This is a genomic window from Microcoleus sp. T3_B1, assembly GCF_036700445.1.
Taxonomy (GTDB): Bacteria; Cyanobacteriota; Cyanobacteriia; order Cyanobacteriales; family Microcoleaceae; genus Microcoleus.
The window spans coordinates 54803-71470 of sequence record NZ_JAUBOX010000036.1; the positions used below are offsets into that span (position 1 = coordinate 54803).

Here is a 16668-nt window from a genome sequence, read left to right on the forward strand (position 1 = left end):
CATTTTTGTACAAAAACAACACAACATTAGGGAGAAACCAGAACAATGAAAACCCCTTTGACTGAAGCAGTAACCGCAGCCGATTCTCAAGGCCGTTTCCTGAGCAGCACTGAACTGCAAGTCGCCTTCGGACGTTTCCGCCAAGCAGCAGCCGGTTTGGAAGCAGCCAAGGCTTTGACCGCCAACTCTCAGCGCTTGATCGACGGTGCAGCTCAAGCTGTGTACAACAAATTCCCGTACACACAACAAATGCAAGGCCCTAACTACGCTTCTACCCCAACCGGTAAAGCCAAGTGCTCTCGCGACATCGGCTACTACCTCCGCATGGTAACCTACTGCTTAGTTGCAGGCGGCACCGGTCCGATGGACGAGTACCTGATTGCAGGTGTTGACGAAATCAACCGGACATTTGAATTGTCTCCTAGCTGGTACGTTGAAGCTCTCAAGTACATCAAAGGCAACCACGGTCTGAGTGGCGACGCTGCAACTGAAGCGAATTCCTACATCGACTACGCAATCAACGCTCTGAGCTAGATTTGCGTGATGCCCGGAATTGTAAGCTGCTGTTAGCTTAAGTGTTAGCGGTTGTTTAGAATTCCGGGCATCTGCGATCTAAGCCTAGTTTTGCAAATACTTTTTTAAGCAGTTTTCAGTTTTTAAAGCAAAAAAGGGAGAAGCAAAGATGGCGGGATTAGGTGCAGCAGAACGGTTGGGAATAAAAGCATTTGAAGAAGCGGGACGGGTAGAACTGCGCCCACACTGGACGCAAGACGATGCGAAATCAGTAATTCGCGCTGCTTACAGCCAAGTTTTCGGCAACGAGTATTTAATGTCGAGCGAACGACTTACCAGTGCTGAATCTCTGCTGATGCAAGGGCAGATTTCAGTGAAAGATTTTGTGCGGTCAATTGCACATTCCGAAACTTATCGGAAAAAGTTTTTTTATCCGAACTCGCAAACGCGGTTAATTGAGCTTAATTACAAGCATTTGTTGGGCCGCGCTCCTTACGACGAGTCGGAAATTGCTTTCCACGTTGATTTGTACAATGCAGAAGGCTACGAAGCTGAAATCAATTCTTACATTGACTCAGTTGAGTATGAAGAAAATTTTGGCGAAAGTATAGTGCCTTACTATCGCGGTTTCGCGACTCAAAGAGGTCAAAAAACCGTCGGTTTTAACCGGATGTTTCAACTGTACCGGGGTTTTGCTTCTAGCGATCGCTCGCAAAACCAAACCCAAGCCCGCCTGACTTGGGAAGTAGCGAGAAATATGGCTTCGCCGATATACACGGCCTCCACCGGAAAAGCCCTTGGCGGCATCTCCGGCGGTTCTCGCGACCAACTCTACCGAGTCACCGCAATGCAAGGTTCGGCTAAGTTTTCCCCTCAAGTGCGCCGGACTACGACGGAATATCTCGTGCCTTACGAGCAACTTTCGAGCCGCTTGCAGCAAATCAACAAACGTGGCGGCAAAGTGGTAAGTATTACCACAGCTTAAAGTTTGTGTATAGACGTTTTTTTTGAAACGTCTTTAGCAAATTAGGACTAAGGCTAAAAAATTCTTCAATTTTATGTGGATATGTAAGGTGTGCAGTGTACACCCTACTTTGAGGCATATTATCCTTAGTCCTAAAAATTTCAAGTGCAACCAAGCATTAAACTTTTGTCATTAATAATTTAGGAGAAAATCTGGTGGCGATTACAACAGCAGCGTCCAGACTAGGAACATCCGCATTGAGCGATGCGCCGAAGGTAGAACTGCGCCCGAACTATAGCAAAGACGACGTTGAAACTGTGATTCGTGCGGTTTACCGTCAGGTACTGGGCAACGACTATTTAATGAAATCCGAACGACTTACAAGTTCCGAGTCTTTGCTGCGGGACGGCAGTTTGACGGTACGAGAATTTGTACGCGCTGTAGCTAAGTCAGAACTGTACAAAACCAAGTTTTTCTACAACAGCTTCCAAACTCGGACGATCGAACTAAACTACAAACACTTGCTCGGTCGCGCTCCCTACGACGAATCTGAAGTAGTTGAGCACTTAGATTTGTACCAAACACAAGGCTACGACGCTGATATTGATTCTTACATCGATTCAGTAGAGTATCAAGAAAACTTTGGCGAAAGTATCGTCCCTTACTACCGCGGCTTTAACACCCAGCGCGGTCAAAAAACCGTCGGTTTTACCCGGATGTTCCGGTTGTATCGCGGCTATGCAAACAGCGATACATCTCAACTAGAAGGCAATAACTCTCGCTTAGCTGTCGAACTCGGCACTAACACCGCTACGGCTGTAGTTGGGCCTTCTGGCGGTAACGAAGGTTGGGCATATCGGCCTTCTGCCAGAAACGTAACTCCCAGCAGCACTTTCGGCGGCGCTGCGGCTTACGGCAAAGAAGGACGGCTGGTGCGCGTGGAAGTTTCGGGCATTCGCACGGGCGGCTATCCCAGCGTGCGCCGCAGCAGCAAGGCTTTCATCGTACCTGTTGAGGAGTTGTCCTCGCAAATGCAGAAATTTCAACGCATGGGCGCGAAAATCGCCAGCATTACTCCCATTTAGTCAGTTGGCAGTTGGCAGTTGGCAGTTACTAGCTTTTAGTCAACAGTCAACAGTCAACAGTCAACAGTCAACAGTCAACAGTCAACAGTCAGAATTACCAATTACCAAGAAGCTTATGTTGGGTCAAATTGTAGGTGGAAAAAGTGGCAATACAGCTTCGGCTGGTCGCTGCTTTCGGTATGAAGTTGTCGGCTTGCGCCAAAGCGATGAAACAGATAATGTGGATTATTCGATTCGATCGAGCGCGAGTACATTTATCAACGTGCCTTACAATCGGATGAATCAAGAAATGCAGCGGATTACTCGCATGGGCGGGAAAATTGTCAGCATTCATCCTTTAAACGCGGGTGCAGAATCATCCCATGAGTCATCTCATGAATCATCGCACGATCACCAATAGTTTGGTTGAAGGGGCGATGAAAATCGCTCCGACACAAGCTAGAAGGGGCGATGAAAATCGCTCCTAGACAAACAAAGTCCACTCCAAGCGGACTAAGAGTTAATGCAACCCGCGCAAGCGGGTTTTGTCTGTTTAGTAGCGATTTTAATCGGCCAGTTTCCCTAACCCTTGCCTTGCAGGTTTTGTCTGTGTAGCAGCGATTTCAATCGCCGAATAACTAATAACTAATAACTAATCACTAATCACTATGGATTATTACGAATCCGACTCACCGCCGGCGGGTGTAGCTGAGGGCGAGTCTTTAACAGTTGAACAGGCGATCGCAAATTTGCACTCCCAAGATTACAGTCTCCGGTATTATGCTGCTTGGTGGGTGGGCAGATTTAGAGTCAAGGAACCTGCAGCTATTGCAGCTTTAATTGCCGCATTGGAAGAAGAGTCAGAACAAACAAAAATTGGCGACTATTCCCTATTACGAAATGCGGCGCGGGCTCTGGGTAAATTGGGCGACAAACAAGCCTTACCGGCCCTGATTCGTTGTTTGGAATGCGCTGATTATTACGTGCGGGAAGCGGCCGCTCAAGCTCTAGAAATGCTGGGCTATCGCGATTCTATTGAGCCGCTAATGAAGCTATTGGATGGGGGCGTAGCTGTGGCTGTGCGAGTGCCAGGAAAATCGCACCTCGTGCAACCTTACGACTCGGTAATTGAAGCTTTGGGAACCCTGCAAGCGACAGAAGCAATACCGCTAATTTCACCTTTTTTAGAACATTCTGTGGAGCGGGTGCAGTACGCTGCGGCGCGGGCGATGTATCAGCTAACTGGTGAGCGGGTTTATGGAGAGCGGTTGGTAAGTGCTTTGAATGGGGATAATTTGCAGTTGAGGCGATCGGCTTTGATGGACTTGGGGGCGATCGGCTATTTGCCGGGAGCACAAGCTATTTCTGAGACTTTAGCAGAAAATAGCCTGAAATTGATTGCGCTCAAAGGAGTTTTGGAGCATCACCTCAATCAACAAGAATCTCTATCTTTGTCAGATGATGCTATCCGCGTTATGGATTTAATGGATAGTTTACTGTGAAAAAAATTAGTTTACAACTGAAATAGGATTGCTGTAGCGATCATCAATGGTCTGCCGTATATATAGCCTTTCTCAAAAAGATGAGGTACAATAACAGCAGTGTGTAAACCAGTTAAAAATATTTGACGATGTAACTTGTCCGAACGCAAACTAAGAGTGCTTTTCCTAATTCTTGATAATTAGTAGTCTTGATAGAACGGAGAATGATTTTAAGTTTTGACCACAGATTTTCAATCGGTGAAAAATCTGGTGAATAAGGTGATAAGTATATTAATTTTGCCCCGGTTTCTTCGATCGCTTTTTTCACTTCTTCTCCCTGGTGAATGGGACAGTTATCCATCACTACACAAGCACCTTTCCATAGTTTTGGCACAAGTTTTCTGATAATAAAAGCTTCAAATGTAATTGCATCAGTTCCGCCTATTAGATTAACCGATGTCAAAATTTCATTGACTGACATTGCTCCAATTATTGAGACATTTTTGCCACGTTTAGTTGGTTTTGGCCCCTTGGCCCTTTCACCTTTTAAAGACCTAGCATATAACCTCACCATTGCCAAATTAACTCCCGATTCGTCAATGAATATTAAGTCTTTCAAACTAATATTTTTAATTGTTTTCCCGAACTCACATCGCAGGATTTGAACTCGCTCAGTGCCTTTGCCTGAAGGGAAGAGAGTTTTTTTTAACAGTAATGTTTAAGAGTTTTATCATTCTTCCTATTGTTGCTCTACTAACGGAAAATCCAATTTTCCCATAAAGTAAATAACGGAGTTCTTCAAGAGTTGCATCATTATTTCCTTCAATCAATTCCGCCAAGATGAGTAGGCGATCCGCATTCAGTTTTCCTTTGACTCCACATCGGTCAGTTCTCGGGGTAATATTTTTTGTTTCACGATATTGTTTAAGCAATTTTTGTACAAAACTCAGGGCAGAGCGAAAAACGCTTAGCTATTGCTTTTTGTGAAATGGGTTCAGCATGATAAGTATCAAGGATTTTTTGCCTAAAATCAATCGAATAAGCTTTCATTTTTAACAATGTATGAAGTTTGGTATCAGTAAACGTGTTGTGAGTCAAGCAGATCGTGCTGTCAACAAAATGCTATTATGTGTGGTATCGCTTTCGCGTGGCTGTACTGAACCATGTAATTATAGTTCATTTGATCTTATCTTCTCTGTTTGACCCCCACAAGTGAGTGTCAGTAACATGATATCTCATATGAGAGCTCGAAATGCTATATAGCCTTTCGAGCTCTCATATGAGGTACTCATGGGCATAGGGCATAGGCCTCCGTGGGCATAGGCCTCCGTGGGCATAGGGCATACCTCACCACGCTTGAGAACCGCTATAGCAATCCTAAATCATTATCAAGACTATGAGACAATTATATGCAATACTTGATTGTGACCATAAAAAAATGAATAACTTACAACTGCCACAAAAAGATATGGAAAAAGAAATAGCCCAATTAGAATCTTTCATTAAAAGCGATATCGATGCCAGAGAACTAAAACGAGCAATAGCTGATCCGATGGCGCTCTCAGGTAATATCTACCATGAAATCAGCAAGATATGGCGTGTAAGTAAATTTTTTAGTGGTTATTGGAAAAAACAATTTAAAACCCAAGGCATCGCCGGAATAAACCTAGGACATAAAGGGTCAAAAGGGTATTTAACAGCTCGACAAAATACTGAAGTAATCGAGTGGTTAAAGAATAAACAATATTAGAATTTAGATGAGCTGGTTACTTATTTAGCTACCGGGTAAACGCATCTAAATTAATTTGACAAAAAAGTGAATTTTTGCATTACTAAATCACTAAAAAAACCTTCTTAAAATTCTTAATTTTCACCCGACTTGATCACATTAAATCAGAACCTTAAGATTTTCTGAAGTTCTTAAAGCCGGATAATTTTCCTTCTTAGATAGGTGTTAGATTGCGAGTATTAACTGGCAGAGTTTAAAGTTTGAACTAAATAATTATTGTCCATTGCCGCTCGATACCGTTTCATTTTTAGACTTTGTGCCGGAAGTTTTCTCTTGTTTCAGTAAATTTATTGCTAGCCTCCGATTGAAGTGCAAGATTTTCGGGAGAGTTCTGTTTCCGAATCCGGCTTTCATCTTCACAAAATGTAACATCGAGTGTCCAATGTAAGCTATTTTCAATGCCCAAATGACTGCGGATCGCCCCAGCAATTTTTTCAGCATGACTGCTTAAACTACTAAGCGTAAAAACGAGCTTCTGTCGTGGTTTTATTCCACAGCCGTCGTTCACTAACTATCATGACAACTGTTTTTAATCCCGTCCATAATTCTTGATTGTGCAGAGGTGGTAACTCGGATACATCAACAGTCCACACTTGTCTTTTTTCCACTCCATGATGTCCCGATTCTACTTGCTCATGCCGGATTGTAGTCTCTGCCTAAATAATCTTATTTCTTAGGTACTTCAAACCACTCTTTCACAGCTTGGTAGAGGAGTTTTTGATTCCCTTTTAAAGCTAAAACATAATCTCCTTTTTTCTTGATAATCAGAGATGTTATGTCTTTTTGACATCAAGCGAGCATCTATGGTTATTACGCTTCCGGCAATTTCTAACATTTCTATTAATGCCGGAATTGCTGTCAGCTCGGTAGATTTTTTATCGACTTTTTTTGCTAAAAATAATTGATGATATGAACACCACGCAGTGACTATATGTAGCGCTTTTTGCTGGTTATTTCGGTCATAAGATTGTTTCATCGTTTTGCCATAAATGGCAATCACGTTTAGTTATAATTCCCCGAATATCGCATTTACCCAACTCAAAAAACATTCTTGAAACTGCTGCGGTTCAATTCGGGCAAATACCCGACTAAATGTGTCAGGAGATGGTATACCATTCGGTAATTCTAGAAAGCTTTTTAACCATTCATATTTGGCATTACCATAGTCTTCTATTGCCACCCATCCGTCGGCACCGCTGAGGACAGCTAGAATCGCAATTGATCTAATATCTTTAAGTAAGTGTTCTTTACTTCTTTCTATTCTTGGGTCTTTCACGGAAAGCAAAAGGGGAGCATCTCACCTTTGCAGCCCTCCGCTAGAAATTGGAGTTTTGAGGCAGGAGGCAGGAGGCAGGAGGCAGAAGGAAAGAGGCAGAAGGAAAGAGGCAGAAGGAAAGAGGCAGAAGGAAAGAAGAAGAAGGAAGGAGCCAGAAGGAGGAATGAGCCAGAAGAAGTATTTTTACAAATATGAGATGCTCCCAGCAAAAGGCTCTAAAAAACTGGTATTTAAAAGATTCTTTTAAGGCAATGAATCTTTTGGTTTTTGTTGCGAAGTTACAGCTTTACTAAAACCTCTTGCCATTGATAGCACCACTAAACTACAAGAAACTACCTAGAAAATTAGTCGGATATAACTGTAGCATCTTTGGGGTTAAAGTTAAGATGCGTTTACCCTGGCAATCAATACCCCCACTTTGCTTTAATGGTGCAGCAAGTTTTTGAGTTTGAAGGAGTTTTGAACCCGACGGAATTGGCAGATCCTGCTTTCGCGGCGGCGGCGATTGGAGGCAGAATTTTAGGGAACGGAATGACTGCTGACAGTCTATGGGTTTGCTTGGCTACCTTGATTACGCCCAACCATCCTTTCTGTGGCCACCGTATTCAAGATGCTGCTATGTCTGCTGATTTTGTGCCTCTTTATGCGGAAACTAAGGGTCAAACTATTCACGGCTGGGATTTACTGAATTGTTGTCTGAGTACGGGGGATGTTTTGTATCTGACGATGCCGGCGAATCGGTTGGATCAACTGTGGAGAACGACCTCTGAACTAATTAAAACTTAATGGTTTTACGCAGGAATTTATATTGCCGATCACTCAATTGCAACTACAAACCTGATAAAATGGGTTCTGTCTAGTAAATAAGACTTACGACTAATCCTCTGAAATCCGGTTTCTTAGGGCAAGTTCTAGTATAAATAATCAACAGAGTCTCAATTAGTTGCAATTTAGAATGATAAAATTTTTAGGATTATGTGTGTTTGGCTTGATAATGGCGATCGCCTCTGTAGCTGTCGCGGTTCAACCTTTGTTCGTCGCTTATCCTCCCGCTAACCACAAAACTACAGCCGATCGCATCTTTTTCATCGGCACAGCGCCGGCAACGGGTGAGGTTTTGGTAAATGGCAACCAAATTTCGCGCACCGCAGTCGGCCATTTCGCCCCGACTTTTCCGCTGCAACTCGGCGAAAATCTCTTTACATTGCGTTACGAAAATCAGGAAGTCAAAATTAAGGTGACGCGCGAGTCGAATCAGCCGGTAGCCCCTGTAGGATTGGCTTTTGCTAAAGATTCTCTGACGCCAAAAGTCGATGTGGCGAGTTTGCCGGGAGAATATATTTGCTTTGGGGCGATCGCACCTGCCAATGCTCAAGTTTCAGTAAAATTGGCGGGCGTTACTATTCCTTTAAAAGCGCGATCGCAAGTGGAACTACCCGACAACGCATCTGTACTTTTAGACGCAAATTCCCCGATCAAAAAAGGCGGCAGCCAACAGTATCAAGGCTGCGGTAAAACCCCTGAGAACGCCCTCTCATCTAAGGAAGAAACAGTTGATTTAGGCGTGCCATCCTTTGAGCTAACAATGAACGGTCAAACTATCAGCCAACAAGGTACTGGCAAGATTTCTATTCTGTCTCCGGCGGATTTAGAAATAGCAGAAGTAACGGCCGATCCGGGTGTTGCCCGAACCGGGGCGAGTACAGATTTTTCTCGGATGACACCGCTGCCGAAGGGAACGCGAGCAACAATTATCGGGCGCGAAGGAGAATGGCTCAGACTCGATTACGGTGCTTGGATTAAAGCATCGGAAGTGCGAATTGTCAAGGATACAGTGCCTCCGCGATCGATTATTCGCAGCGCCAGCTCGCGTCAAGTTTCCGGCTGGACAGAGGTGTTATTTCCCTTAGAAACACCCGTCCCAGTCACCGTGCAGGAAGGAGAACGCACTTTCACTTTAACCCTGTACAATACTACCGCTCAAACTGACATTATTCGCCTCTCGGATGACCCAGTAATTTCACGTTTAGAATGGCAACAAATCGCGCCACTGCAAGTACAATACACTTTTAATCTCAAATCTGCCCAGCAGTGGGGCTATAAATTGAGATACGAGGGCACAACTTTAGTGCTGTCTTTAAAAAACCCGCCCGCGAATACAAGCATGACACCTGTGTCGCAAGCAAAGCCGCTGTCGGGAATTAAGATTCTCATCGATGCGGGACACGGCGGGCCGGAAGATGGAGGTGCTGTGAGCCCAGTGGGAATTAGGGAAAAAACAGTAGCTTTAACGGTGTCGAAATTGGTGCAAGAGGAATTGGTAAATCGGGGCGCGAATGTGCTAATGACGCGGGTAGAAGATGTCGATTTGGATTTGCCGCCAAGGGTGGAAATGATTCAAAAAGAAGAACCTGCGATCGCAATTTCAATTCACTACAATGCTTTGCCGGATAACGGCGACGCCATTAATACTAAAGGCGTCGGCGCTTTCTGGTTTCACCCGCAAGCGCACAGTTTGGCAATGTTTTTGCACAATTATTTAGTTGCCAATTTGAACCGTCCGAGTTATGGTGTATTCTGGAACAACTTAGCCATGACTCGTCCTGCCGTTACTCCATCTGTTTTAATGGAATTGGGATTTATGATCAATCCCGAAGAGTTTGAATGGATTGTGAATCCGACAGAACAGAAGAAGTTAGCCGAGGCGATCGCCCAAGGTGTTACCGAATGGTTTGCCTCTGTCAAATAACAGTTAGTAGTAAGGATTTCAGTCCTTCTCAAAAAGTTCATAGTCAGGACTTCAGTCCTGCCAATCCAAGGAGATGAAATAATGCTAAGTTTTACTCAATCAAAAGCCTTTTTCATTGCAGCCGCAGTTGCAAGTTTTAGCTTCTCACTTTACAGCTTCCCTGTTTTCGGCAAGCAGCAAAGTCTTGCTCCAGAAAAAGCAGAAGCTTTAAAAAAGCAAACTCAATGCTCGTTTATTACAGGTGAAGGTGGCGCTGTTAACCTTCGCAAAGGCCCAGGCAATCAGTACCCGGTTGTAGCTAAATTGAAAAGAGGAGACGGAGTTAGGGCTGTCAGCAGACAAGGTAATTGGGTAAAAATTGCGGCCAGATTTTCGGGAAATCCTCCTAATGAAACTTTGACAATCCTTGACGGTTGGGTGAGCAATCAATTTATTAATGGCTGTTCCGAAGACCAATTTGAGAGGTGGCGGCAATAGGAAATTTCCTAGGGGCGGGTTTTACAGACAATATATGTAGGGGCGGGTTTTACAGACAATATATAACGAGTACAAACAATGTATATAAACCCGCCCCCACACCACCAATAACCTACATGAACCTTGATTTCGATCGCAGTAGAAAAACATAGATGGGGATTTACCGTTGGGTGGGGGCGGGTTTACTAGATTGTCGATTATTGACAATTATTGTCGGTGAAACCCGCCCCTACGATCGGCGGTTTCAACCGCAACTACACTTGCCTTGCCTCCGCGCCACGCGAGACTTTAAAGTCAGCAATCAATGTATTAATGGCTGTTCCGAAGACCAATTTGACAGGTGGCGGAAATAGGGAATTTCCTAGGGGCGGGTTTTACAGACAATATATGTAGGGGCGGGTTTTACAGACAATATATAACGAGTACAAACAATGTATATAAACCCGCCCCCACACCACCAATAACCTACATGAACCTTGATTTCGATCGCAGTAGAAAAACATAGATGGGGATTTACCGTTGGGTGGGGGCGGGTTTACTAGATTGTCGATTATTGACAATTATTGTCGGTGAAACCCGCCCCTACGATCGGCGGTTTCAACCGCAACTACACTTGCCTTGCCTCCGCGCCACGCGAGACTTTAAAGAAAAGGAGATTTAAAACCGGATGTGATGTAAAAAAAGACGATCGCCCTGATTCATTCTTGCATTCTCAACCAGCTAAACACCTGTTCAGCGGTGATATTCAAGGGAATCATTTCGGGAACAGGAACGACATCGCTACCTTCGCAGAATTGCGGTTGTTGGTTGGGTAAAAACGCTAAAATCGATCGATCGTCTGGATCGATTAGCCACCCCAACTGACAATTATGTTGCAGACAGTGAATGATTTTTTTAGTTACGCGATTTGAGCTTTGTTGTGGCGAGAGAATTTCTATCGCCCAATACGGTGCAATTAGCACATCATCCAACGGTTCACCGCTCTCATCAAATTCAATTTGTTCCCACAATAGTACCGCAATATCTGGAACAATCGATCGACCGCCAAACGTACACCGCAACTCTGGAAAGGCATAAGCTATCTTGGGAGTTTGCGTCACCTGATTAATTTCGTTGCAGGTTCTTAATTGCAATAGACTGTGCTTTGTTTTCGGCATAGGTTTTTGGATAATCTCGCCCTCAATGTATTCGCTAGCCGGTTTAGTTTCTGGCAGTTTCAGAAATTGTTCAAGAGTAAGGCGCTCAGTTGCGATCGTCATAAATAAATTCCTCAATTCTACCTATCTTAAGTGTAATCCCAAAAATATTTCTTTTGCATAAATTTTGTGTTACCTCGCCTAATTTGGCGGAACAATCTGCTGTTTAAATTCAAACAAATTAGGATTTGTAGGGTCATAAAACGCCCGCAACCAATGCACGTTTGGAGAACCAAAAGTTTCAACCCTAGTAAAATTTTTCATTCTCGGTAGTTGAGTCTCATCGGTAAAATAGGGTAAAGGTTTATCGATGCGGAAATAGTGAGTATCGCCGTGGACGAATACAACCTGCCCTGGGAAATTGCCTGTTTCTGTTTCCAGAGTTGCGATAAAATCGTTGTAGCCGCTTCTTCTTTTGTCGGTCGGATCGAGTTCAAATCCCGGATTTGCCTGTGCAACTAACACAATTCCTTTGCTGTTGCTGCGTTTGGCTAAAACAAAACATTCTTTGATCCAGGCTAAGTTAGCCCAATTGCGATCGGCATATTCTGCATCTGCTTCGGGAGTGCGGCCAAAATTGTTGTTGCTTCCCGGCATATTAATCGCGAAAAACACAACTCCATGATAAATCCAGCGAACATTTTCGCGGAATTTAGCAAACTGCGGGTTTTCGCTTTGACGGGTGAGAGTTAAGGTGCGCTTTCCCAAACTTTGATTACCGTTGCTAAATATTTCTCGCAGTTTAGCCAGTCTTTCTACTGGATCGTAACTGCCGTTTTTTGAACGGTGGCAATCCGTCCATTCATTGTCACCATAGGCAAGAATAAACGGCATCTCAAAATTGTCAAATAACTGCTTGCGGCTGACAAAAGTTGCATCATCGCAGACACTAGAACCGTTTTTAATGTCGCCGTCGTGGACGACAAACGCTGCGGGCGATCGATTGATATCTGCAATCAAACTCGGAAATTGTGCTTCCTGTTCGGCACTGTAGGGCAAATCGCCAATCAAGGCAAATTCAAAAGGTCTATCGCCGGAAGTTTGAGCGTAAGTCAAAACACCAAAAGCTGTAATTGATACAAAAACAATAAAGGCAATAATTAGATAGTTTTTTTTCATTTTTTGATTCGTAACTAAATTAGTTATGATACCATATAAGCCGACAAATAACTCTCAAAAATCATGGATTTTCGTCGGTTGCTCTCGCTAATTGCCATGCTTTCGATCGCAGGCTGCAATATCCAAACGCCACAAACCAACACACAGCCTACAGAAAGTCGATCGCCAATTGCAGCCCCTGTTCCCGCCAAACCAAAGTCTGAAATCAAAGAAGCAAAACTAATTGCTGTCGGCGACATCATGATGCACAGTACCCAAACGCGATCGGGCTACGACGCAAAAAATAAAACATACAATTTTGACACTTTCTTCGCACCAGTTAAAAGTATCCTGTCAACAGGCGATTGGGTGATCGGAAATCTCGAAACACCTTTAGCGGGCGAAGATGCGGGCGGATATACGGGATATCCGCTATTTAACGCACCGGCTCAATTAGCGGATGCGGCTAAAAAAGCTGGATTTAATATCTTGACAACTGCGAACAATCATGCTTTAGACCGTGGAGAAAAAGGGGTAATTAGGACGATCGCCAATCTGAGCGATCGCAAAATTGCCTCAACAGGAACAGCCACATCAGCCGCCGCAGCCGATCGCACTTTAATCAGCACCAAAAACAACATTTCATTAGCCAAGCTAGCCTACACCTACGGCACAAACGGCATTCCCATACCCAAAGGCAAAGATTACTTAGTTTCCCTAATCGACGAAAAAAAGATAGTCAAAGACATTGCCAAAGCCCGCAAACAAGGAGCAGATATTATCGCAATTTCCCTGCATTTTGGCGACGAATATCAGCGACAGCCAAACACCCAACAAAAACAATTAGTGGAAAACCTATTAAAAGCCGGTGCAGACATCATTCTCGGCAGCCATCCCCACGTCGTCCAACCTTACAAAATTTTTAACTTCCCCGGCAAAAATGGGAAAACCCGCAAAGCTGTAGCAATTTATTCAATGGGAAACTTCATTTCCGGTCAGAATAAAAAATATACAGACTTAGGCGTGATTTTCCAAGTAAATCTTCGCAAAACATTGCCAGAAAAAACCACAGAAATTACCAGCATCAAAACCTTTCCGACTTGGGTACACCGCTATACTTTGAACAATAAAACGAACTATCGAGTTTTGCCCTTAGAAACAACTGTCAGCCAGAAAAACGATGCACTACTAGCAACTTCACAGTATCCTGTTTTATCAAAATATTTGCAGGATATGAACAATCATCTTAACTCTTTGAATAGTCCGAAAAAATCCAAATAATTTGGGATTGAGAATTGGCAATTGGGCATTGGTGATTGGAATTGGAGGCCTAGCCGAGCGATTTGTATTCCCAGGCAGTGCCCATTGCTAAGGTAACAGCTTAAGCTAGGAAAGCAATCATGTATCCAACGCAAGAGGGTGTAGTGGAGTAGAGCGACTTTTCTTTTTGTGATTATATTCTTCCCATACTCCAAGATAATCTGATGGTTGATATCTGCCGAATATCTCAGCGAAAATGTTAGGCAATTTTCGATAAGGAGAAACACCCAGATCTTTAAGCATGATGTCAATATATTGTTGGAAGCGAGTGTTGGTCGCACAGGATCGCGAAGGTTCAAATTGAATATTTGCGCGTTTCCACTGGCGGATATATTCAATACTTTTTTCCATATTTTCGCTGGAAGGTAACTCAAGTTCACCACGCAAGTAAGCACACAGCCATTGTGTGGCGATCTCGACTGCTGGCACGTGCATATATCCATGATTGAACCCAGCAAAGGCAATGCCCGGAATGCGAGGATGAAGCAAGTGGCGATATAACTGCACGCCATCGGGTTCGGTTTCCAACATTTTTCGATATTTATCAGGCAAAAATGGAAAAATCGGCGTTTGCGAACCCAAAGATAGAACGACTAAATCGCATGGAATCTCGCAACCATTTTTCAACTTTACTGCTTCTGGCGAAAAACCCGATAATTCTGCACGGTGGGGCGAGATTTTTCCTTCTGCAATAAACGGATAGTAATTTTCAGGCGCAACCGCTGTGGCTGAACGTAAATCAGGCAATAGTTTGTGGTCTGGTTGTACAGCTTTGATGCGGCGCTGGGCCTCTTGACCTTTTCCAGAAACATTTCGCTGAACTTGAAAGCGGAAGATGGATGCAATCAAATCCCAAAAAGCTGAAACAATGAAGCCAAGGCGATTGTGCAGGAAACGTTCAATGGCGGTTGGATGCGCCCAACTTGTCATCATCACTGTTCCAAAGCGGCTGAATAATGCGTAGGTAAAATGTACGCCCAAAATCCATTCGGGGATAAGCCAGCGCGGTGTACGAAATACATGATTTACTTGTGCGCCTTGTTTTGCTGCGAAAGTCGCCATGTCTAAGGCGCTTTTTCCGAAGCCAACGATTACAACTCGTTGATTATCAAATATATCAAGCGTGTGGACATCCCGTTCAGTGATGATTTTCCCGCCGAAATCTTCGATACCTGGAAATTCAGGTTGATACTTTCCTTCTGTATATTGCCCAACTGAGATAACGACGTATCCAAATAATTCTTCGTGAACGCCCTCCTGGTTTTTATATCTTAATAGCCAGCCATCTTCTGTTTCTTTTAGTTCGATAACTTCGTGATTTAACCGCACATCAAGCTTTAGATGGTTGACCGCTTGCACCCAATAATTCAGGATTTGTTCTCCGGTGGGATGTAAATCAGGGCTGAATGGCCAGGGAAAATCTGATAAATGATACTGTTCCCTGATATTTTGCAGGTGTACGTTTGGGTATGCAACTGCCCATACTCCGCCCATCTTTTCGGCTTTCTCGAAAACAACTGCTTGGAAACCATTTTTCTTTAGAATGTTGGCTGTCGTAATGCCTGATATTCCCGCGCCAATAATGGCAATTGGCATACCGTTTTTGTATTGCATATATTTGAGTCTCCTGATTGGGTAGGGTTATTAGAGTAATTCTCGTGACGGAGTGACAAAAAACCGGACAGCCTTGCACTGATAAGAGTTTAAATCGATCGCTCTCACAAAGACAGAAGCGTTGTCACCCCCTCAGATCCGCGACCTTAACCCCACCTGCTGATAGTAGCTTAGTTGGTTATAGACGCTTCGGGGAGAGGAATTCTTGCAGTCTGGCTGCTACAGGCTCAGTTGAGGCAAGCTGGCACATTCCGATCGCCCCAAGGATGTAACTAATAACTAATAACTAATAACTGCTTAATTAACCAAGCGATCGCCCCTTCCACATCAGCAACCTGCTCAACATCAGGAATCTGCGGGCGCTACACCATCACCACCAGAATTCCCAGTTCTCTAGTCGCAACAACTTTAGCATAAGTAGCAGCTCGCCCGCGGTTTTTACTAACCATTGTATAATATGATATTCTCATAGTAATTGCCGCTCGTCTAGCATCGGAATAGTAAAATCCAGTCAAAGTCAATAATCACGGATGGTGCAACCGGACGCGATTGGATTCATCTGCGTTAATCTGTGTTTATCTGCCATCATCTGCGGTTAAAAAAAGAGAATGTATTAACCGCCCCGGACAAGGTATTGACGCCCATTTACGCAGAAGTCGAGAAGAGAGATAGGAATAATTCCGATGCTAACAGATTTGATATTACCCGCAAGTAGGACACCGCAGTGCCGTTTCCCTACAATTAACCGGGCAATCGTTATATCCGATCGCGCGATCGCCCAGAACTCCGCAAGATTCGGATGAATTTCTTCTGTATAATTCTCACAGTGAGTACCAACTATTTTTGACGCTAAAACAGGAGCGTCGAAAGTAAATTTTTCCCTCAATTTGAGTACAAGTTTCTACCTTGACTCCAGGCAAGTCTAATCGATAGTCTAAATTAGGGCTTGCTGAATCAGTGAGAAAAGTAAACAGTGTATGGGTTTTCCGACCAACAAAGTAGTAAGGGTGCAAGAAAAACAGGTATAATCAGTCAAAACCCGTGCATCACCACCTGCGAGCGTGTATAGAAAAGCTGAGCTTGCCCCAAGCCCCCCATCCGACTTTGAACTCCCCTTTGAAGGAAGA

15 protein-coding genes and 3 pseudogenes are annotated in these 16668 nt (G+C 43.9%); 13 read left to right on the forward strand and 5 right to left on the reverse strand.

Annotation, left to right across the window (positions count from 1 at the left end):
- Nucleotides 1–45 precede the first annotated feature (45 nt).
- From cpcA to QT990_RS19760, 5 genes are all read left to right on the forward strand, one after another.
- Nucleotides 46–534, forward strand: a complete 489-nt coding sequence (gene cpcA, locus QT990_RS19740) for a phycocyanin subunit alpha (protein WP_006631256.1) — start codon at nt 46–48, stop codon at nt 532–534.
- 148 nt (nt 535–682) lie between these two features.
- Entirely contained in the window at nt 683–1498 is an 816-nt protein-coding gene (locus tag QT990_RS19745; RefSeq protein ID WP_333146102.1) for a phycobilisome linker polypeptide, read from the forward strand.
- Nucleotides 1499–1692: 194 nt separating this feature from the next.
- Nucleotides 1693–2562: a phycobilisome linker polypeptide gene (locus tag QT990_RS19750; protein ID WP_333107416.1), complete on the forward strand. Its 870-nt coding sequence runs from the start codon at nt 1693–1695 to the stop codon at nt 2560–2562.
- A gap of 4 nt (nt 2563–2566) precedes the next feature.
- On the forward strand, nt 2567–2962 hold the full coding sequence (locus QT990_RS19755; RefSeq protein WP_333309935.1) for a phycobilisome linker polypeptide: 396 nt from the start codon (nt 2567–2569) through the stop codon (nt 2960–2962).
- Between the two features lie 247 nt (nt 2963–3209).
- Nucleotides 3210–4043, forward strand: a complete 834-nt coding sequence (locus QT990_RS19760) for a HEAT repeat domain-containing protein (protein WP_333465663.1) — start codon at nt 3210–3212, stop codon at nt 4041–4043.
- 72 nt (nt 4044–4115) lie between these two features.
- On the opposite strand, the pseudogene QT990_RS19765 reads toward QT990_RS19760, so the two are convergent.
- Nucleotides 4116–5072: pseudogene (locus QT990_RS19765) on the reverse strand (IS630 family transposase).
- Between the two features lie 388 nt (nt 5073–5460).
- On the opposite strand from QT990_RS19765, the gene QT990_RS19770 reads away from it, so the two are divergent.
- Complete coding sequence (locus QT990_RS19770; protein ID WP_333411153.1) at nt 5461–5772, forward strand: hypothetical protein; 312 nt, start codon at nt 5461–5463, stop codon at nt 5770–5772.
- Between the two features lie 218 nt (nt 5773–5990).
- On the opposite strand, the pseudogene QT990_RS19775 reads toward QT990_RS19770, so the two are convergent.
- Nucleotides 5991–7096, reverse strand: a pseudogene (locus QT990_RS19775) (ISAs1 family transposase).
- A gap of 46 nt (nt 7097–7142) precedes the next feature.
- Here QT990_RS19775 and QT990_RS19780 point away from each other — a divergent pair.
- The 6 genes and pseudogenes from QT990_RS19780 (at nt 7143) to QT990_RS19805 (ending at nt 10974) form a co-directional block, all read left to right on the forward strand.
- Nucleotides 7143–7334 carry a hypothetical protein gene (locus QT990_RS19780; RefSeq protein ID WP_333301048.1) on the forward strand — a complete coding sequence of 64 codons (192 nt, stop codon included), beginning with the start codon at nt 7143–7145 and terminating at the stop codon, nt 7332–7334.
- A 149-nt stretch (nt 7335–7483) separates the two neighbouring features.
- Nucleotides 7484–7873 (forward strand): annotated as a pseudogene (locus tag QT990_RS19785) (potassium channel protein); the annotation flags it as partial.
- A 169-nt stretch (nt 7874–8042) separates the two neighbouring features.
- Nucleotides 8043–9836, forward strand: a complete 1794-nt coding sequence (locus tag QT990_RS19790) for an N-acetylmuramoyl-L-alanine amidase (protein ID WP_333465664.1) — start codon at nt 8043–8045, stop codon at nt 9834–9836.
- An 81-nt stretch (nt 9837–9917) separates the two neighbouring features.
- Nucleotides 9918–10313 carry an SH3 domain-containing protein gene (locus QT990_RS19795; protein WP_333411151.1) on the forward strand — a complete coding sequence of 132 codons (396 nt, stop codon included), beginning with the start codon at nt 9918–9920 and terminating at the stop codon, nt 10311–10313.
- Nucleotides 10314–10465: 152 nt separating this feature from the next.
- Nucleotides 10466–10666 carry a hypothetical protein gene (locus QT990_RS19800; protein WP_333146084.1) on the forward strand — a complete coding sequence of 67 codons (201 nt, stop codon included), beginning with the start codon at nt 10466–10468 and terminating at the stop codon, nt 10664–10666.
- 152 nt (nt 10667–10818) lie between these two features.
- Nucleotides 10819–10974, forward strand: coding sequence for a hypothetical protein (locus QT990_RS19805; RefSeq protein WP_333465665.1), 156 nt, complete (start codon nt 10819–10821; stop codon nt 10972–10974).
- Between the two features lie 37 nt (nt 10975–11011).
- On the opposite strand, the gene QT990_RS19810 is transcribed toward QT990_RS19805, so the two are convergent.
- Both QT990_RS19810 and QT990_RS19815 read right to left on the reverse strand, forming a co-directional pair.
- On the reverse strand, nt 11012–11572 hold the full coding sequence (locus tag QT990_RS19810) for a Uma2 family endonuclease (protein WP_333146080.1): 561 nt from the start codon (nt 11570–11572) through the stop codon (nt 11012–11014).
- A gap of 78 nt (nt 11573–11650) precedes the next feature.
- Nucleotides 11651–12628, reverse strand: a complete 978-nt coding sequence (locus tag QT990_RS19815) for a hypothetical protein (RefSeq protein ID WP_333146078.1) — start codon at nt 12626–12628, stop codon at nt 11651–11653.
- 63 nt (nt 12629–12691) lie between these two features.
- On the opposite strand from QT990_RS19815, the gene QT990_RS19820 reads away from it, so the two are divergent.
- Nucleotides 12692–13888 (forward strand): CapA family protein, encoded by a 1197-nt coding sequence (locus tag QT990_RS19820; RefSeq protein WP_333146076.1) that lies wholly within the window; start codon nt 12692–12694, stop codon nt 13886–13888.
- Between the two features lie 117 nt (nt 13889–14005).
- On the opposite strand, the gene QT990_RS19825 is transcribed toward QT990_RS19820, so the two are convergent.
- On the reverse strand, nt 14006–15541 hold the full coding sequence (locus tag QT990_RS19825) for an NAD(P)/FAD-dependent oxidoreductase (protein WP_333146074.1): 1536 nt from the start codon (nt 15539–15541) through the stop codon (nt 14006–14008).
- Nucleotides 15542–16668 lie beyond the last annotated feature (1127 nt).

Excerpts from the sequence above, each read along its gene's own strand:
- cpcA (WP_006631256.1), top strand. The coding sequence starts at position 46 with ATGAAAACCCCTTTGACTGAAGCAGTAACCGCAGCCGATTCTCAAGGC.
- QT990_RS19745 (WP_333146102.1), top strand. The coding sequence starts at position 683 with ATGGCGGGATTAGGTGCAGCAGAACGGTTGGGAATAAAAGCATTTGAA.
- QT990_RS19760 (WP_333465663.1), top strand. The coding sequence starts at position 3,210 with ATGGATTATTACGAATCCGACTCACCGCCGGCGGGTGTAGCTGAGGGC.
- QT990_RS19770 (WP_333411153.1), top strand. The coding sequence starts at position 5,461 with ATGAATAACTTACAACTGCCACAAAAAGATATGGAAAAAGAAATAGCC.
- QT990_RS19790 (WP_333465664.1), top strand. The coding sequence starts at position 8,043 with ATGATAAAATTTTTAGGATTATGTGTGTTTGGCTTGATAATGGCGATC.
- QT990_RS19795 (WP_333411151.1), top strand. The coding sequence starts at position 9,918 with ATGCTAAGTTTTACTCAATCAAAAGCCTTTTTCATTGCAGCCGCAGTT.
- QT990_RS19800 (WP_333146084.1), top strand. The coding sequence starts at position 10,466 with ATGGGGATTTACCGTTGGGTGGGGGCGGGTTTACTAGATTGTCGATTA.
- QT990_RS19805 (WP_333465665.1), top strand. The coding sequence starts at position 10,819 with ATGGGGATTTACCGTTGGGTGGGGGCGGGTTTACTAGATTGTCGATTA.
- QT990_RS19810 (WP_333146080.1), bottom strand. The coding sequence starts at position 11,572 with ATGACGATCGCAACTGAGCGCCTTACTCTTGAACAATTTCTGAAACTG.
- QT990_RS19815 (WP_333146078.1), bottom strand. The coding sequence starts at position 12,628 with ATGAAAAAAAACTATCTAATTATTGCCTTTATTGTTTTTGTATCAATT.
- QT990_RS19820 (WP_333146076.1), top strand. The coding sequence starts at position 12,692 with ATGGATTTTCGTCGGTTGCTCTCGCTAATTGCCATGCTTTCGATCGCA.
- QT990_RS19825 (WP_333146074.1), bottom strand. The coding sequence starts at position 15,541 with ATGCAATACAAAAACGGTATGCCAATTGCCATTATTGGCGCGGGAATA.